This window comes from Thalassospira sp., assembly GCF_040218635.1.
Taxonomy (GTDB): domain Bacteria; phylum Pseudomonadota; class Alphaproteobacteria; order Rhodospirillales; family Thalassospiraceae; genus Thalassospira.
This window is the reverse complement of sequence record NZ_JAVJRB010000012.1, coordinates 513,824-531,087: the sequence shown is the minus strand read 5'-3', so window position 1 is coordinate 531,087 and position 17,264 is coordinate 513,824. Positions and strand designations below refer to the sequence as shown.

Sequence of the window (17,264 nt, the reverse complement as noted above, 5' to 3'; positions counted from 1 at the left end):
GATCAGAAGACCAATACCGTGTTCAGGACGACGACACCCAGTCGGCCAGAAGCGTATAAAGATCCTTGTGATCCTTTGCGATGAAATCAGCACCCGCCTCACGCAGATAGCTTTCGGGGGTGATATCGACCAACCCGATGGTGGTCGCGCCGGATGCAACACCTGCCCGGACACCATTCTGGCTGTCATCAACGACAACGCAATCGGTTATCGGAACGCCCATCTTCTGCGCCGCCAACAAATAGACATCCGGGTGTGGCTTGGCATTTTCAACGTCATGGGCGGAACAGATCCGCTCTCCGAAACGCTCCTTGATGCCGACTTTACCCAAAGATACATCCATCTTGTCATGCGGCCCGTTACTGCCAACCGCCATCGGGATGTTACGCGCTTCCAACAGATCAAGAATCGGCGCCAAATCAGGATATGGGACCAGATCATTTCGGAATGCAACAAACGTACGTTGATAGCATTCCGATAACCAATCATCAGGCAACGCAATGCCAAACAAATCTTTCATTTTTGGCGGCACCATTGCCAGTGTTCCGCCAATGAAAAGATCATGGGTCTTGGTCATATCCATATCACAGCCATATTCGCACAGCTGATCCGTCAGCACGCGGCAGGCAAGCGTTTCAGTATCAACAAGAACACCATCGCAATCAAAGATGACGCCCCGTACGACTGGCTTTGACATATTTAGTATCCTTACAGTCGCGCCAGTTCGATCCAGCGTTCTTCATCATAGGCAACCGTCCGGGTTGCACCGAAATCAACAACCGGTCGTTTGATAACCGTGGGGTTGGCGGCAAGAATGGCCGAGGCCGCTGCACCGCCCTGCTCCAACGTTGCTTTGTCATCATCCGAAAGATTGCGATAGCTTGGACCACGCTTATTGATCAAAACCGTACCGCCGACTTCATCAAGCCAACCTTCAATGGTTTTGGCATCTATGCCATCAGCGCGGAAATCATGAAGTTTGTTTTCAACGCCCTGTGCGTCAAACCATTTAAGGGCCTTACGCACGGTGTCGCAATTCTTGATGCCGTAAATCGTAACCATATCAATTCCTGTGTTTTAATTCTTTGGGATGCAGCCATGCATCTCGCAATCGGTTTTGACCCTAAATCCCGGAACATATATAAAGACCGCGCTTTGACTACGGCAAGCCCATTCACCCAGTTTGAAGACAATCGGTAGACCCATGACTGTTAATCGACGTATTTCCGTTGCCCCAATGATGGATTGGACGGACCGGCATGATCGCTATTTTTTGCGGCAAATCAGTCGTCGTACGTTGCTCTATACCGAAATGGTCACCACAGGCGCGATCATTCATGGCGGCGTGGAACGGCATCTTCGCTATCATGATGCCGAACACCCGATTGCGCTTCAACTTGGTGGAAGTGACCCGGATGATCTGGCGCGTGCCTGTGATATTGCCAACCCATATGCTTATGACGAGGTTAACTTAAATTGCGGTTGTCCGTCTGATCGCGTGCAGAACGGTGCATTTGGCGCCTGTCTGATGGGAACACCCGATGTGGTCGCAAATTGCGTCAAATCGATGATTGCCGCCAGTGGCGCCCCCGTAACGGTCAAGAACCGCATCGGCATTGATGACCAAGAAGATTATCCCTCCCTTAAACGGTTCACAGAAACTGTTGCCAATGCCGGTTGTACAACCTTCATCGTGCATGCCCGCAAGGCGTGGCTAAAAGGCCTCTCCCCCAAAGAGAACCGCGAAGTTCCTCCGCTGAGATACGAGCTTGTCTATCAGCTTAAGCAAGAATTCCCAGAACTTGAAATTCTGATCAATGGCGGGATCAAGACGCTTGATGAAGCGCAAGATCATCTGAACCATGTTGATGGCGTTATGATCGGGCGTGAAGCTTATCAGAACCCGTATGTTCTATCGGATGTAGATCGGCGCTTTTATGGCGACGACAGCAAACCACTGAGCAGACATCAGGTTGTCGAAGCCATGCTGCCCTATATTGAGCAGCACCTTACAGAAGAAAACGGAACCATTGGTCACGTCACCCGTCACATGCTTGGCCTGTTCCAGCAAATGCGGGGTGCCAAACAGTGGCGTCGATATCTAAGCGAGAATGCCCATCGCAAAGGGGCAGGAACCGAGGTCATTCGCGAAGCCCTTGCACTGGTCCCAGAGCAAGATGACGAGGCCCTGTCTGCATGACAGACGACGACACCCCGGCCGCGCCAGTAACAAAGCCAGATGACGGCAGCATGCCAGATGCTGGCGGTATAACCTGGCGCGATGGCGATGTGCCATTTTCCCCGCATTTTGGGGATGTATATTACAGTCCAAACAATGGCTTGGCTGAAACAGATTATGTATTTCTTCAAGGCAACAACCTTCCGACCGCGTGGCAAAGCCGCGAAAATTTTACCATTGGCGAAACCGGCTTTGGCACGGGCTTGAACTTTCTGGCCGCTTGGCGGGCATGGTCACAAGACCCGCATCAATCAAAACGCCTTCATTTCGTTTCTGTCGAAAAATATCCGCTTTCCCGTAATGACATGATCCGGGCTCATCAAAACTGGCCCGAACTGTCAGAATTATCAAATCAACTGGGCGATATTTGGCCAACGGAAACAATGTTGCCGGGCATACATCGGTTCATTCTTGGCAATGGCGCGGTAAGTCTGACACTTCTGATCGGCGATGCCATCACATGCTGGTCCGGGTATGAGGGCAGTATTGATTGCTGGTTCCTTGATGGCTTTGCCCCTGCCCGAAATCCCGGTATGTGGCATGCGTCGTTGTTTTCAGCGATTGCCTCGGCATCCAGCACCAAGGGCGCAACACTTGCCACCTTTAGTGCAGCACGTATCGTCCGCGACGGGCTTGAAAGTGCCGGATTTACGGTCAGCAAGCGCAAGGGGTTTGAATTTAAGCGCGATATGATCACGGCCACGCTGCCCACCAAGGAAACCCAATCAATTGATACCATCCGGTTTCATTTTACCGACGATCCGTGGTTTAACCTTCCCAAGAACAGCAACGCCAAATCGGTTGCCGTGATCGGCGGCGGCATGGCCGGTGCGGCCTGTGCTGATGCGCTGCGCAATCGTGGATGTCATGTCACGATCTTTGAAAAACGTGATCAACTGGCAAATGCGGCATCGGGCAATCCCATTGGCATGATTGAACCCTATTTCACGGCTGATGACGCCATTATGGGCCGATTCTTTGAGGCCGGATTTCGTTTCAGCCATCGTAAGATCAAACGTCTTTCCGATGACGGCCTGATAGAGGCCGGTTTTTGTGGTGTGCTTGACCTTGCGACCAGTGCCCGCAAACAAGAACGCCAAGACGGTTTGCTTGCGCGGCTTGCCGATCATCCTGATCTTATACAGGCCATGTCACGCGATGAGGCCAGTGCATGCTTTGGCCTGCCCGTTCCCATGGGGGGGGTGTTTTACCCGTCTGCCGGATGGGTTAGTCCGCCTTCCTTCGTGCGCACCTTAACCAACGGCATCAAATGTCACCTGTCGACCACCATCACCGACATTGCCAACACGCACGTGGGCAAAACACTGATCAGCAGTGATGGACGGGAATTTGGTCCCTATGATGCCGTCATCATTGCCGGTGCAACCGAAACCAGTATGCTCTCACAAACAAGGTGGCTGGACGACCAACTGATCCCCGTTCGCGGTCAAATCAGTTACTGCCCGGAAACGGTCATTTCCGAACTGTATGTTAGCGCTAACATCCAATGTGTTCTGAGCTATAAGGGGCATATAACCCCGGCAAGAAACGGCATGCATGTCTTCGGCGCGACCTTCCTGCGCGATGATGAACAAACCGATCTTCGCGATACTGATCATGCCCACAACGTCGCTCAGTTGGGCAAGGTCTTTCCCAAGATTGCCGAAAGCCTGTCATCCAAGTCCCTTGATGGCCGTGCAGCGTTGCGCACAACGACACAGGATCATTTGCCGGTGATTGGCCCTGCCCCGGATTTTGAACAATATCTTTCGGCCTATCCCGATCTGGATAAAGGTAAAAAAGGCGCGCGATATATCAATGCGCCCTACCACAAAGACGTGTATATCTGTACGGGATTTGGGGCGCGCGGACTGATCGGTGCCCCGCTTGCCGCCGAAATTCTTGCCAGTGAGATTTGCGACATGCCCCTGCCATTGGAAAAATCACTGATGGATGCCGTCCACCCTGCCCGTTTTATCGTTCGTGGACTTAAACGGCGGCAAATCACGGCATGAAAAACCCCAATCTGACACCCGACAATCAATCTTCTGACCACGCATCTGATCGCATGCAAACAGCAACGATACTTGCCCTGTTTTTTGTCGGGTTATTCCTGATTCAGGGGGTTTTCCTGCCTTATTGGCCGGTATGGTTAAAGGCGCAAGGATTGTCGGCAGGTGAAATCGGCATTTTGCTGTCCTTGCCAAACTGGGTGCGTGTCTTTGCTGACCCGTTAATTGCCCAACGCGCAGACCGTACCGGTAATCGCAAGACGCCGATGCTGTGGCTAGGTGGTATTTACGTACTGTCGATTCTGGCATTCCCGGTTTCCAGTAATTTCTGGTGGCTAGCGGGATTATCCGTGGTGATCGGCTTTACCTTTTCGCCGCTATTGCCACTTGGCACCACGATCACGGTTCATGAATGCAAGGCCCGTGATCTTGATTACGGTCGTGTGCGCCTTTGGGGATCGCTTGCGTTCATTTTTGCATCCTACGGTGCCGGTTGGGTTCTGGATGGCACATCAACTTCCTGGATTGTCTGGATGCTGTTCATTGCCGGGATCGTCAATTTTGCAATATTGACCCGCATGCCCGATCCGCAAACCGACCGCCCGTTGCGATCTGGATCGTCGTTGATTTACCTTTTACGCAAACCGGTTTTCCTGATCTATCTCGGCTGTATCGGCTTTGCCCAAGGTGCGCACGGCACCTATTACAGCTTTGCCTCCGTCCATTGGGAATCGGTTGGCTATTCCCATGAAATGATCGGGATTTTCTGGTCAATCGGCGTGATCGCCGAAATTGCGTTATTTGCCGTTGCAGGCCGGTTCGTTCGCGGACGCCATCCGGGCATGCTGTTTGCGCTGGGTGCCTTCGCCGGTATCGTTCGCTGGCTTGTTTTGGGATCAAGCGACAATATTTGGCTGATTATTCTGGTTCAACCGCTGCATGCCATGACCTTTGGCATCACGCATTTGGCCGCTGTAAGCTTCATTGCCCGTGCGATCCCGCAAGCCTTGGCGACATCTGCGCAAAGCCTGATGGCGACCCTTTCAATGGGGGTGTTTTTAGGCAGCAGCATTTGGGCATCCGGCCCGCTTTATGAGAATTTCGGATCGCAAGCCTATTACGTCATGGCCATTCTTTCGGGAATTGCACTGGCATTTTCATTTTGGCTTATGCGAAGCTGGCGTGGTGAAGATCAGACATTTTGTGACTAAAGCTACCCCTTAATCAAATACGCCCCTGTTTTACGACGTTAATTCAAAGAGATGCCATTATGACCGCCATGCCGTTCTCACGCAGAATGCGCCGATGGAAATTCGGACTAAAAACCCTGTTTGGCAGTTCTCCTGCGGGCTATTTTATCCCCTATCGTTATGCCAATGAAACGGCGAACACAGTCGGGCGTCCATCCTATCCGGCAATAGAAGCCATGATGGAACAGGCTGCGCCGACCATGAAGGCATGGTTGACCAAGGCGGCGACATATCAGGAAGAATTTGCAAGCTTTGGTAATGCAACGCCGCCTGAACCACGCTGGCAGCAAAGCTGGTTTCCGCGTCTTGATGGCATGATGGCCTATATTATCACCCGTGAATTCCGCCCGGATCGGATCATTGAAATCGGATCAGGTCATTCCACACGATTTTATTATCGCGCGATCAAGGATGGTAACCTTGATACCGCCTTTCACGCGATTGATCCGGCCCCACGCGCAGATATTGCAAAACTGCCGATCACGATTGAACAGACCATTGTTCAAAAGGCTGACCCCGCGATTTTCGCCACCCTTACAGGCGGTGATATTCTGTCGATTGATTCAAGCCACATCATGATGCCCGGAACAGATGTTGATTTACTGTTCTCGTCAATCATTCCGACATTGCCCAGCGGCACGATCATTCATATCCATGACATCACCCTGCCCGATGACTACCCGGAAATCTGGCAATGGCGCGGCTATAACGAACAGCAAGGTGTTGCATCGCTTTTGGCAGGAAACGGATTTGAAATTCTGTGGTCCAGTGCCTATGCCACAACCCGACTTGATGATCTGATTAAAGGGTCCATCGCCAATGGCATTCACATCCCCGAAGGCGCGCATGAGACCAGCCTGTGGTTGCGTAAAAAGTAAAGTGCCCACCTAGTCGGGAAAGTGTCGATAAACAAGGTCGTCCGGGTCAGTACGGGCTGCATCAGGGTCCAAAGACGCACCAAGGCGTTCAGCCAGGTGAATTGAGCGCATATTTCGCGGTGCAATATAGCTGACCAATGTCTTTAGTCCGCGCACCGCAAAAGCCCATTTACGCATGGCAATTGCAGCCTCTGCAGCAATTCCTCTTCCCTCTGCAAATGGGAAAAGAAACCACCCCAATTCATGCTCGGGGAACAATGGTCCGTAATTAATGCAAACCTGCCCCAAGCGTTGCCCAGTCGTTTTTTCATCAACCATCAGTGCACCATGGCCCATCAAAGACCATTGAGCAGCATCACTGCAGAACATCCCCCACGTCCCAGCCATATCAAATGGGCCGCCCATATGAACTGCACGTTCTGATAACATCAGCTCCGCGTAGGCAGGCCAATCCCCCATTGTCATGGGCCGTAGAACAAGGCGTTCCGTTTCAAGGTTTGGAGGATCACAGACCATTAAAGGATCAGTTCTTGTAAGGATCAGCCGCATCCCGGAGGCCGTCGCCGAGGAAATTGAACGCCAGAACGACGATTACGACCGGAACTACGGGCAGCATTAGCCAAGGATAAACAGCAACAGCGTTAATGTTTTGTGCCTCGTTCAAAAGCACCCCCCAACTTGTCACCGGTGCGCGCAAACCAAGTCCAAGGAAACTAAGTGCCGTTTCGCCAAGGATCATATTCGGGATCGACAGCGTGACCGATGCGATCAGGTGGCTGGCAAAGTTCGGCAACAGGTGACGTGCGACAATACGCTTTGGCTTTGCCCCCATTAAACGGGCGGCAAGGGCATAGTCTTCTTCGCGCAATGCCAAAAGTTTCGATCGAACAGCACGCGCAAGTCCGGTCCAGTCAATCAGACCAAGAATGATTGTAATCCCGAAATAGATCAGGATCGGGCTCCAGGTCACCGGCAAGGCCGCAGAAAGCGCCATCCAAAGAGGTATTTCCGGCAAGGATCGAATGACTTCAATCGCGCGCTGTGCCGTTGCATCGACCCAGCCGCCATAATAACCAGCCGCCCCGCCGATCAGAATACCCAAGAAGAAACTAACCGATATGCCAACAAGCCCGATGGTCAGCGAAACGCGTGCGCCATAAAAGATCCGCGAAAGCATATCGCGGCCCAGCCGATCCGTGCCAAACACAAACATCGTGCCGTCTTCTGGCGGACAGACGAAATGGAAATCCATATCGACCAAGCCCCAGAACGCATACTCGTCACCAGAACAGAAGAATCGCAGCCGGTCTACCCGATCAGGGTTTGGGGTATAGGTCGGTTTTAATGTTTCCATATTCACGGAAAAATCGGTGCCATAGGTAAATGGTCCGACAAATTCCCCATCATGGAACAGATGGATCGCCTGTGGCGGGTGATGGATGAATTCGGAATTGCGGGTTTCCTGCGCATAGGGCGCGATGAATTCAACAATCAGGATCGATGCATACATGATCCCTAAAATGATAAGCGAAAAATACGCCAACCGATGCCGCTTCAAACGCCACCACATCAACTGCCATTGCGAGGCCAGAAAATACTTTTCCTGTTCAGGCGTTAATTCTTCGCGTTCCCAAGGATTAAAGGGTGTCGGGTCGACATAATGCTCATTGCGCCGATCGCTATTGATGCTCATTGCCCGACACCTCCCTGCAGACGAATGCGGGGATCAAGCCAAGCCAGGAGAACATCAGAAACAAACATCCCGACCACGGTCAAAAGGGCAAGGAACATCAGGAACGAGCCTGCCAGATACATATCCTGACTTTGCAGGGCCGTCAGCAGCATCGGCCCCGTTGTCGGCAAGGACATCACCACAGACACCAGAACAGAGCCAGAAACCACCTGCGGCAGGATATTACCGATATCAGCAATAAACGGGTTCAAGGCCATACGCAGCGGGTATTTGAACAGCACCTTCATCGGCGACAAACCCTTGGCGTGGGCTGTGACGACATATTGCTTGCTCAGTTCATCAAGCAGATTGGCCCGTAACCGCCTGATCATGGATGCGGTACCAGATGTGCCAATCACCAGAACAGGTGCCCAAAGATGTTCAACAACCGACATGATCTTGGCAAAGGACCATCCTTGGTTGGTGAATTCCGGGTCCATCAACCCACCAATCGACGTCCCAAACACGACATTGGCGTAGTACAGCAAGATGAGGGCAAACAGGAAGTTCGGCATCGCCAGCCCAAGAAAGCCAACGAAAGTGAAACCATAATCACCCCAGCTGTATTGCCGGGTTGCCGAATAAATCCCGATGGGAAAACTAACGATATAAATGAACAGAACCGTGCTGAAATTCAGGACCAAGGATAACCACAGGCGGTCGCCAACGACCTCGGATACCGGCAAATTATATTCAAACGAAAATCCAAGATCACCATGCAAAAGCCCCCACGCCCATTCAATATACTGAACGTATATCGGCTGATCGAGGCCATATTGCTGCTTTAGAAATTCGATTTTTGCCGGATCAACCGCCTCGCCCTGAGCTTGGAGCTCGTTGAGATAGGTGCTTAGAAAATCCCCGGGCGGAAGCTGAATGATCACGAACACCAACAGACTGATCATGATCAGTGTCGGCACCATTACAAAAAGCCGTCTTGCCAAATAAGTCAGCATCGGCGGTATTGCTCCCCCTGTCGTTTCACGGCCTTCCCTCGTTGGCAGTGAAACGTCGTGTTACGTGATCAAAATGCTTATCGATCCCACCAGAACGTATCGGGACGATAAATCCCAAAGAACGCACCGGGCTCCCAGCTATGTATGCCTTTTTCGGGCACGTTGCGCATATCTTTATCCACCACAACCGGTTGCGGCACGTTCCCGATCAATCCGATTGAGAACATATTTTCTGAATTGATATCCAGAATGTCCTGCCAGGCTTCTTTACGGCCTTTTTCGTTGCTGGTCTGCCATTTACGATACTGGTTCATCAATTCCTTGGCAGCAGGCATATCCGGTGCTTCACCGGCTTCGCCGTCGGTCTGATAATATTGGCCCCATTTCGGCCATTGCAGACTGTCCTGCTGAGCCGGAACGAATTCAGACGGCACCGTATTTGGCGTCGCAAGGCCATTATCAACCCCGTTAAAAATCGACATGATGGTTTCGCCGCTATAGGCCCGGTTGCGCAACACTTCACGTTGCAAACCTTTGACGAACATCTTCACCCCAACCTGACGCCAGCTATCCCCGATCAGTTCAAGCATATCGTCATGTTCCGGGTTTTCACCGGTGGTTTCGACAATGATTTCCATCGGGCGGCCATCGGGCAGCAAACGGATGCCATCACTGTCGCGTTCAGCCAATCCCATGTCATCAAGCAATGCATTGGCCGCATCGATGTCGAAATTGGTAAAGCTTTCGCGGTATTCCGGTTTGAAAAGCGGGCTTTTGCGCAAGACCGTGTTGTTGGTTGGCTGTGCCAGACCAAAATACAAAACGCGGTTGATTTCAGTCCGATTGACCGCCATCGACAAGGCACGCCGGAACCGTACATCCCGCAGAACACCCCGCCAAACCGGGTCCGAACAGGTCAGGTTGGGATATAAGGCGGCATGGGCACCGGCACCAACATCCCATAAACGAACCTGATAATTCTGTTTTGCTTCGGACTGTTTAAGAAACGTGTAGTCCTTTAGCGACAGAACCCGGCTTTGCAGATCAACCTCACCTGCGCCAACCTTGGCCGGCACCAGTTTTGAGTTCGAGATATTGAAGATCATCCGGTCGATATAAGGCAACTGGTTTCCTTCTGGATCGACACGGTGATAATACGGGTTCCGAACAAAGACAAACCGGTCAGATGGTTCTTCGGTCGTTACCAACCACGGATCAAGTGACGGGCGATTGATATTCGACAAGCGATCCGGCCGGTCCATATCCGTATGCAGAACGGCCCAACTGCGCAAACTGCGTTCCGCGACAATTGCGTTAAGCTCATCGCCATCACGGTATTTCTCGTGAAACTGTTTCAGATAATGCGCAGGTCGATAAATAAACGGCGGGAGTGTTGCTGCAAGCTCCGCCAAAAAGAACGGGTTGGACTGTGACCAGCTATAGCGCACCGTATACTCATCAAGAATTTCAAAGGTTGCCGGTTCATCACCGACAAACAGGAAACGTGGTGGTCCGACCGGGTACAATTCATCGTTATTGACGATATCTTCCCAGTAATACCGGAAATCCTCGGCCGTAAAGGGCGCGCCATCTGACCATTTGTGGCCTTTGCGGATATGAAGGGTGAAAACATTCCCCTCTTCATTCACATCCAACGCTTCAAGAATGTCAGGTTGCAGGTTCAAGTCCGGGTCATAGCCAACCAAACGCGCATAGCCATAAACAACCGCCATACGGATGTCTTTTGACCGGCCCATAATGGTTACGAACTCCCCACCATATTTGCCAATGGTTTTATCTTCTGCACCAAAATCAATAACGTTTGGATGTTCTGGCAACCGTTCAAGCATTGGCGGCAAATTTCCCTTGGCCACCGCATCCTCAAAATACGGAACTTCCGCGTGACCAGAAACCGGCATCAATGATGTTGTGATGACACTTGCACCTACGACCATACCGGCAAGCACGCGACGTGCCGAAAACTTCGAAATGATGGGGAACCGGGTCATATCGCGATCTCCGTAAAATCGGCACGTTCGGCACGCACAAAGTGATCTTCTGCAAATTGCATCATCTTTGGTGCACTGGTGTCATTGATCGTAAAAGGCGCAGGCCAACGCGCCGGGTCAGAAGCCTTTCCATCAACAATCTTATCGAAATCCAACAGATGGTCGAGATCGGCAAACGGCACAGCATTTAGCAATGCCTGCGTGTAAGGATGAAGCGGATTTCTAAACAACTGTTCACGTGGGGCTGACTCGACAATGCGCCCGGCACACATCACAGCAATCCGGTCCGCGATGTAATCCACCACGGCCAAATTGTGAGAAATAAACAGATATGTCAAATTAAGATCACGCTGCAAGTCTTTCAACAAATTAAGTATTTGCGCCTGAACCGATACATCAAGTGCCGAAGTCGGCTCGTCGAATATCAGAAGGTCCGGCTTTAAGCTTAGTGCACGTGCAATGCCAATACGCTGGCGCTGTCCGCCTGAAAAACTGTGCGGATAGCGGCTTAGAAAACGCGGATCAAGCCCGACCAGATCCATTAATTCCAGCACCATTTTCTTGCGATAGTTGCTATCACCGACCCCATGAATGACCATTGGTTCGGTCACAATATCCTGAACCGTCATCCGCGGATTAAGCGACCCAAACGGATCCTGAAACACGAACTGTATGCGTTTTCGATAGGGATTTAACTGATCTTCATCAAGGCCGGTCAGTTCTGTCATCTGACCACTTTCCCCGCGGAACAGAATAGATCCCTCATCCGGGTTCATGGCCCGCATGATCAGTTTGGAAAGCGTTGTCTTGCCACACCCGCTTTCCCCAACCAACCCGACACATTCCCCACGGTTCACGGTGAGTGACACATCGGAAACGGCCGGGATCATCCGTTCTTCGGATTTGATCCAGTTGCCTTTACGGGTGCTGAAACTTTTGCTGAGATGACGGACTGCCAATACAGGCTCACTCGCCATCGATGGGTGCAAAGCCAAGGCAGCCGGAACTTCTATTGCTTCGCGTGGGGTGTCTTGCGCTGTAATCTCGGCAAGCAGACTTCCGGTTTTGGGTTTGATTTCGCGCAACGGGCGCAGGCGTTCATCCGGCCCCATGTCAAAATGCGGAACAGCCGCCAATAACGACTGGGTATAGGCATGTCCCGGATTAATAAACACATCATCGGTTTTGCCAGATTCCACCACCCGGCCATCGTAAATAACAACCATGCGATCCGCCATATTTGCGACCACACCGAGATCATGGGTGATCAGCAAAACGGACATCTGCAATTCGCTTTGCACTTCCTTGATCAGTCGCAGGATTTGCGCCTGTATCGTTACATCGAGTGCCGTGGTCGGCTCATCCGCAACCAGAAGTGCCGGACGACAGACCAACGCCATGGCAATCATCGCACGTTGGCGAAGGCCACCTGACAATTCGAACGGGTATGTCTTAAGCGCCCTTTTAGGCTGAGGAAAGCCGATCAGCGTCAGCATTTCAACGGCCAATTCATTTGCCTCAGCCCGACCGACACGCCGATGCAGGCGCACAGCTTCACAAATCTGATCGCCAATGGTGTGTAGGGGGGACAGGGAACTCATGGGTTCCTGAAAGATCATGGAAATCCGGCCACCGCGGATCGCACGCATTTCTGTACCGCTGCGATCCAGCAAGGCAATATCAACCCGTGTGCCCGGCTTTTTCGGATCCGCAAAAATGATTGATCCATTGGTGATCTGGGCTGCCTTTGGTAGCAATCCCATAATCGCCTGAGAGATCGTGCTTTTACCCGATCCGGATTCCCCGACCAAGGCGACAGTTTCTTGCGCACCAATACGAAAGCTTACATTTTCGACCGCCTTGACCCGCATATGCGGCAAGACAAATTCGACTTTCAAATCCTTGATACGCAGAATATCGATCATGTTCGTTTGGCACCGCTTTGTGCGCGTTCAGATGCAGCTGCCTGAACAAGGGTTTCAGCTTCGTCCATCCGCATCAGATTTGTTCGTGTCACGTCATCTACAAGAAGATTGTTATCTTTGGCCCAATCACGTGAGATATCAAGCAGATCGTCAAAACCGTCCAGTGTTGATTCTGCGACAATTTTGGATTCGCCAGCCTGGATCGTCAGTTCAAACCATCCCTTGTTTCCGTCACGTTTGGTACTGAAATAGCGCAACCGGAATTTGGAAAGTTCCGACCACGCAAAAGCAGTTCCGCCGCGCATGTTCGAGAGACGAATACCATATTCCGAGACATATAGCTTGGACTGGAAACGCATCAGCGTGCGGGCAAAGTAAAACACGAACAACAATGCCAACCCGGCTGCCGTCCATTTGATGATTGAAAGCATATCCGGGATGAGCGCAATCACGCCGCAGATCAGCAACCCGACAATTGATTTCGCCAAATCCGGCGCCATCAGTTTTGGCGGATAGGCCATCATCTGAACGTCATTATCCCCGACACCCGCAGGTTTCACCGGGTCAGTCAAGGTGTCGGAACCCAGAATTTCTTCTGGTTCCGCGCGCTCTTTTGGGCTTATTGCCATGGAAATACTCCAGGTATTTTCAGCCAGTTCAGAGCTGAATGTTCCATTGAAAACAGATTATCGAGGAACTTGGTCGTACCTTTGTCATGCACCATATGATGGGTCAGGATGCCGGTAGGTTCCAGGTCATCCACCTGCCCTGTTCGACGTGCGACAAGATGCGCAACCATTGCACCAAGAACCACGTCTTCGCCCGCAAAGCCCCGTGTGCCGCGCCAATCGATAACATCAACATGGGTGTTGACCTGTAACAGGCCCTGATACGGTTCCGCCGATGCGCGCGGGTTAAAGGTGCTGATCCCGAAGAATCCCAAGGATTGCAATGAAGCAACAACATCTTCAGCGACCCTGTTCCAAGGCGGAACAATCACCGGTAAAAACCGGCTACCAAACCGGGATTTCAGAACCGAGAATCCATGTCGTAAGTCTGACACGACGTCCCCGATATCGCGGACATCATCAAGTTCCTGCTTCTTGCGTCCAACGGGCATATGGTTTTTATGTGACCAGCCATGCTGAAGCACACGGGTATCAACCGTTTCCACCAAACGTTCCACAAGATCGTTTTGAAGATCAGCCGGGACAACCGCCAATGCGAGCGGAACGTTGTAATGCTGCTCAAACGCAAGAATTGCTTCAAGTTCCGGGGTGACAGTCACTGCATCATCATCACGCCACCATGCCGTCGCGATCCGTCCTTCGGATTGCCACAGATCAAGCTCCGTGCGTAAATGATCCCAACTGCTCATGCCTTACCCTTAATCATTCCTGCGATAATCGCCGCAGTTTTTTGCGCGCCATCCAGTGCGATTTTCAAACCGCTTGGCCGTCTGGCACGATCTATTTGTTTTGCTAATGATTGCGCAGACAGGCCATCAAGATCAAGCAGGGAAATAACCCCTTCTTTTGAAAGAATTTCGGCACGCTCTGTTTGTTCGCTTTCTCCGCCTTGTGCAAAGGGCACCATCACGGCAGGTGTTTGAGTCGAAAGCACGTCCATCAACGTGTTATAGCCCGCCTGTGATACCGATACAGAAGCCCGCGCCATACGTTCGCGAAAGTCTGGCAGAAAGCGATGTAACACCATCCCGTCTGGCATGTTTTTCAACAGCGCATCGAAACGATCAGCGGGAAAATGCGGGCCTGTGACGATATCCCATGCCGCATCTGCATACTTCTCAGAATATTGACGGGCAGCAATCGCAAGATCAATCAGCTCCGCACCGACAGCACCACCGCCCGCAGAAATCAAAACACCTTTGCGATCTTGCGCAGGGTCACTTGCCGGGTCAGGAGCAATTCCTGACGCAACATAGCCGGTGTGCACAATCAGATCCGCAATTTCATCTGCGCATTCAAAGCTATGATCAAACCCAAACAATGCCGGGTCACCATGTACCAGAACCGCATCAAGATATTGGCGCGCAACATCGCGCATCCATTGCGTTTTACCGATGTCGGCTTTGCGCACCAGCAAATCACGCACAGAACAAACGATTGGAATACCTGCGGTTCGCGCGGCATCAAATAACGGGATCAATTCAAACCGAAATGCCCTGCGGCCAAACGGGAACATCTCGATCAATAAAAGCTTGGGCGCGCAATTGCTGAAGGCAGCAAGTAGTTCTGCCTTGCGTTGTTCATTCCAGTCATCGCCAAGCACATTGCCATTTGGATCGACAAGCCCGGAAAAATTGCTATCGGCTGTTTTACAGGGCGAAAGCTGCACGACCTGATCGGCGGCAAAATCCTGTCCGTCATCCGGCACACCACCACTGGCAACCAACACTGTCAGACCGCGATCTTGAATTGCACGGTTGATCAAAGCCATACGGCGCACATGACCAATGCCCAACAGATGCTGCACATACACCATGACATCGGCCATCAGCTTAACTCTCCTAACGTGCTCAACGGCACATTCAGCTCGGAAACAGACAACCCAGCATCCGATGACCATTCAAAAACGTGCAAACACTCCCAATCCAGACGATCTGGCATTTTCCCCATCATGTCCCATGGACGGGCAGCAGCATAAACCGCCCGAATGACGCCTTTATGGGTGACAGCGCCAAATGTCGGAACATCACTGTTGCGAAGGAACCCTTCGACACGCTGTAAGACATCACGTGGGCTTTCGCCGCCATCGGGTCGGAAATCCCACCCACGATCTTCGTTGACCCGCATGGCATCGCCAAGTTCGGCACGCAGTTCCGGAAGTCTTCGTCCTTCCCACTGCCCCCAATCCATTTCGATTAGCGCAGTCTCAACCGAGATCGGGGAAATCGACAAGGCATTCGCCGTTTCGCGGGTTCGCGACAAAGGCGTACAGAACCACGGCACATTACACCAATCATCCGGTAGTCGATAATTGCGATAGGTCTGAACCGTTTCCGCCCGAAGCGAAATGTCTGATCTTCCCTGAATGCGTTTTTGCGCATTCCAGTCAGTCACACCATGACGCAGCAGAGCAAAGCGAATGGTGCTCATGACCTGCCCTGCCCATCAGAAACAAGATTGCGGAGTGTCGCACCAAGGATATTGGCTGCCGCAGCAACCGTGTGGTGCTGCATTGCCTTGGATGCGCCAGCTTCCCCTATTGGGCGTAAAGCTTTGACATCTCGGGTTAGACAACGTGTCAGCCTGTCCGTAAAGGCAGCTTCATCACCAACCGGTACAAGCCACCCGGTCATGCCTTCAGATACGATCCCCGAAACCCCACCGGCGTCTCCCGCCAAAACTGGTAGTCCTGCCGCCTGTGCTTCCAACAATGCCATACCAAATGCTTCATTGATTGCCGGCCAGACAAACAGATCCGATTTGCCCAGAACTTCACGCGTTTGTTCGGGCACACACTGACCCGAGAACGAAACGTGGCTTGCTGTGACCATGTGCTGATCAAACAGGGCTTCGACATCTGATCTCGCAGGTCCATCGCCAATGACGGTTAGATGCCAATGATCAACACCGTTTCGCAAAGCCTGCCCTAAAGAACGGGCAAGAAGGTCATATGATTTAAGCTTATCGCCCTTACGCATCATGGCGGTCGTCACCAACTGGACGCAGGCAGGATCAATTGCCCTTCGGCGTGCAACCGACCAGTTTTCAACTTGAGTAAAGGGTGGCAAGAAATGAACAGAACCGGGATCACAGATGGGGTAAAGGCATTCCATATCCGCCCGGTTTAAGGAGAAAACCGCATCTGCATGGCGCAATGCGGTTTCAACTGCAGCATGGCTTTGCCCCCATGGGCCACTTGCCCGTTTGGGCGCAAAGGATGCTTCGGCGACGACATAGGGGATATCAAGTGCATTGGCGACAATCGGCCCGATCCAGTCCGGCGCCTTGTAATACAGATGATAGGTAAACCAGATATCGGGGCATGGACGAAAACCCGATTGATATTGCCGCAACAACCTTGCCGCCAGTTTCGTGCCCAATTCGGCCAGTCGTGCTTGTTGCAAGACATTGCCATCGGCGACACGGCTGCGAAGGCGGGAGGCGACATCAATCTCCATCCCTGCATGTTTCAACGCGTCACACAGCATACGCGCCATCAGGCGATCACCTGATGGTACGGGATGATCAATGGGCTTTAGCGGGGCGTAAAAGGCAACCTGCAAACGCGTGCCTC

At 52.0% G+C, this 17,264-nt stretch carries 16 protein-coding genes; 4 read left to right on the top strand and 12 right to left on the bottom strand.

Features of this window, described 5'->3' with window-relative positions; translation table 11 throughout:
* Window positions 1-22 precede the first annotated feature (22 nt).
* Entirely contained in the window at window positions 23-697 is a 675-nt protein-coding gene (locus tag RIC05_RS16400) for an HAD family hydrolase (RefSeq protein WP_350045714.1), read from the bottom strand.
* An 11-nt stretch (window positions 698-708) separates the two neighbouring features.
* Window positions 709-1,062, bottom strand: a complete 354-nt coding sequence (locus RIC05_RS16395; RefSeq protein WP_350042708.1) for an ArsC/Spx/MgsR family protein — start codon at window positions 1,060-1,062, stop codon at window positions 709-711.
* 142 nt (window positions 1,063-1,204) lie between these two features.
* On the opposite strand from RIC05_RS16395, the gene dusA reads away from it, so the two are divergent.
* The 4 genes from dusA to RIC05_RS16375 are packed head-to-tail and all read left to right on the top strand — an operon-like array spanning window position 1,205 to window position 6,379.
* Window positions 1,205-2,200 (top strand): tRNA dihydrouridine(20/20a) synthase DusA, encoded by a 996-nt coding sequence (gene dusA, locus RIC05_RS16390; RefSeq protein ID WP_350045713.1) that lies wholly within the window; start codon window positions 1,205-1,207, stop codon window positions 2,198-2,200.
* Window positions 2,197-4,254 carry a bifunctional tRNA (5-methylaminomethyl-2-thiouridine)(34)-methyltransferase MnmC2/FAD-dependent 5-carboxymethylaminomethyl-2-thiouridine(34) oxidoreductase MnmC1 gene (gene mnmC / locus RIC05_RS16385; RefSeq protein WP_350045712.1) on the top strand — a complete coding sequence of 686 codons (2,058 nt, stop codon included), beginning with the start codon at window positions 2,197-2,199 and terminating at the stop codon, window positions 4,252-4,254. The genes dusA and mnmC overlap by 4 nt, the downstream gene beginning before the upstream one ends.
* Window positions 4,251-5,462, top strand: coding sequence for a 3-phenylpropionate MFS transporter (locus tag RIC05_RS16380; protein WP_350045711.1), 1,212 nt, complete (start codon window positions 4,251-4,253; stop codon window positions 5,460-5,462). The genes mnmC and RIC05_RS16380 overlap by 4 nt, the downstream gene beginning before the upstream one ends.
* 59 nt (window positions 5,463-5,521) lie before the next feature.
* Entirely contained in the window at window positions 5,522-6,379 is an 858-nt protein-coding gene (locus RIC05_RS16375; RefSeq protein ID WP_350045710.1) for a class I SAM-dependent methyltransferase, read from the top strand.
* A 9-nt stretch (window positions 6,380-6,388) separates the two neighbouring features.
* Here RIC05_RS16375 and RIC05_RS16370 read toward each other — a convergent pair whose 3' ends face one another.
* The 10 genes from RIC05_RS16370 to RIC05_RS16325 all read right to left on the bottom strand — a co-directional run bounded on the left by RIC05_RS16370 (window position 6,389) and on the right by RIC05_RS16325 (window position 17,253).
* A complete protein-coding gene (locus tag RIC05_RS16370) occupies window positions 6,389-6,895 on the bottom strand; it encodes a GNAT family N-acetyltransferase (protein WP_350046135.1) in 507 nt (168 codons plus the stop codon).
* A gap of 7 nt (window positions 6,896-6,902) precedes the next feature.
* On the bottom strand, window positions 6,903-8,072 hold the full coding sequence (locus RIC05_RS16365) for an ABC transporter permease (RefSeq protein ID WP_350042714.1): 1,170 nt from the start codon (window positions 8,070-8,072) through the stop codon (window positions 6,903-6,905).
* A complete protein-coding gene (locus RIC05_RS16360) occupies window positions 8,069-9,067 on the bottom strand; it encodes an ABC transporter permease (RefSeq protein ID WP_350042715.1) in 999 nt (332 codons plus the stop codon). Before RIC05_RS16360 ends, RIC05_RS16365 begins: the two co-directional genes overlap by 4 nt.
* Window positions 9,068-9,144: 77 nt before the next feature.
* Window positions 9,145-11,076, bottom strand: coding sequence for an ABC transporter substrate-binding protein (locus RIC05_RS16355; RefSeq protein WP_350045709.1), 1,932 nt, complete (start codon window positions 11,074-11,076; stop codon window positions 9,145-9,147).
* Window positions 11,073-13,001: an ABC transporter ATP-binding protein gene (locus RIC05_RS16350; RefSeq protein ID WP_350045708.1), complete on the bottom strand. Its 1,929-nt coding sequence runs from the start codon at window positions 12,999-13,001 to the stop codon at window positions 11,073-11,075. Before RIC05_RS16350 ends, RIC05_RS16355 begins: the two co-directional genes overlap by 4 nt.
* Entirely contained in the window at window positions 12,998-13,630 is a 633-nt protein-coding gene (locus tag RIC05_RS16345) for a hypothetical protein (RefSeq protein ID WP_350045707.1), read from the bottom strand. Before RIC05_RS16345 ends, RIC05_RS16350 begins: the two co-directional genes overlap by 4 nt.
* Window positions 13,621-14,379 (bottom strand): polysaccharide deacetylase family protein, encoded by a 759-nt coding sequence (locus tag RIC05_RS16340; protein ID WP_350042719.1) that lies wholly within the window; start codon window positions 14,377-14,379, stop codon window positions 13,621-13,623. Before RIC05_RS16340 ends, RIC05_RS16345 begins: the two co-directional genes overlap by 10 nt.
* Window positions 14,376-15,518: a glycosyltransferase family protein gene (locus RIC05_RS16335; protein ID WP_350045706.1), complete on the bottom strand. Its 1,143-nt coding sequence runs from the start codon at window positions 15,516-15,518 to the stop codon at window positions 14,376-14,378. The genes RIC05_RS16340 and RIC05_RS16335 overlap by 4 nt, the downstream gene beginning before the upstream one ends.
* Entirely contained in the window at window positions 15,518-16,120 is a 603-nt protein-coding gene (locus RIC05_RS16330; protein WP_350045705.1) for a histidine phosphatase family protein, read from the bottom strand. Before RIC05_RS16330 ends, RIC05_RS16335 begins: the two co-directional genes overlap by 1 nt.
* Window positions 16,117-17,253 carry a glycosyltransferase family 4 protein gene (locus RIC05_RS16325; protein ID WP_350045704.1) on the bottom strand — a complete coding sequence of 379 codons (1,137 nt, stop codon included), beginning with the start codon at window positions 17,251-17,253 and terminating at the stop codon, window positions 16,117-16,119. The genes RIC05_RS16330 and RIC05_RS16325 overlap by 4 nt, the downstream gene beginning before the upstream one ends.
* Between the last annotated feature and the right edge of the window lie 11 nt (window positions 17,254-17,264).

Bases quoted from the DNA above. Each gene is read 5' to 3' on its own strand.
- RIC05_RS16400 (WP_350045714.1), bottom strand. From the start codon at position 697: ATGTCAAAGCCAGTCGTACGGGGCGTCATCTTTGATTGCGATGGTGTT.
- RIC05_RS16395 (WP_350042708.1), bottom strand. From the start codon at position 1,062: ATGGTTACGATTTACGGCATCAAGAATTGCGACACCGTGCGTAAGGCC.
- dusA (WP_350045713.1), top strand. From the start codon at position 1,205: ATGACTGTTAATCGACGTATTTCCGTTGCCCCAATGATGGATTGGACG.
- mnmC (WP_350045712.1), top strand. From the start codon at position 2,197: ATGACAGACGACGACACCCCGGCCGCGCCAGTAACAAAGCCAGATGAC.
- RIC05_RS16380 (WP_350045711.1), top strand. From the start codon at position 4,251: ATGAAAAACCCCAATCTGACACCCGACAATCAATCTTCTGACCACGCA.
- RIC05_RS16375 (WP_350045710.1), top strand. From the start codon at position 5,522: ATGACCGCCATGCCGTTCTCACGCAGAATGCGCCGATGGAAATTCGGA.
- RIC05_RS16370 (WP_350046135.1), bottom strand. From the start codon at position 6,895: ATGGTCTGTGATCCTCCAAACCTTGAAACGGAACGCCTTGTTCTACGG.
- RIC05_RS16365 (WP_350042714.1), bottom strand. From the start codon at position 8,072: ATGAGCATCAATAGCGATCGGCGCAATGAGCATTATGTCGACCCGACA.
- RIC05_RS16360 (WP_350042715.1), bottom strand. From the start codon at position 9,067: ATGCTGACTTATTTGGCAAGACGGCTTTTTGTAATGGTGCCGACACTG.
- RIC05_RS16355 (WP_350045709.1), bottom strand. From the start codon at position 11,076: ATGACCCGGTTCCCCATCATTTCGAAGTTTTCGGCACGTCGCGTGCTT.
- RIC05_RS16350 (WP_350045708.1), bottom strand. From the start codon at position 13,001: ATGATCGATATTCTGCGTATCAAGGATTTGAAAGTCGAATTTGTCTTG.
- RIC05_RS16345 (WP_350045707.1), bottom strand. From the start codon at position 13,630: ATGGCAATAAGCCCAAAAGAGCGCGCGGAACCAGAAGAAATTCTGGGT.
- RIC05_RS16340 (WP_350042719.1), bottom strand. From the start codon at position 14,379: ATGAGCAGTTGGGATCATTTACGCACGGAGCTTGATCTGTGGCAATCC.
- RIC05_RS16335 (WP_350045706.1), bottom strand. From the start codon at position 15,518: ATGGCCGATGTCATGGTGTATGTGCAGCATCTGTTGGGCATTGGTCAT.
- RIC05_RS16330 (WP_350045705.1), bottom strand. From the start codon at position 16,120: ATGAGCACCATTCGCTTTGCTCTGCTGCGTCATGGTGTGACTGACTGG.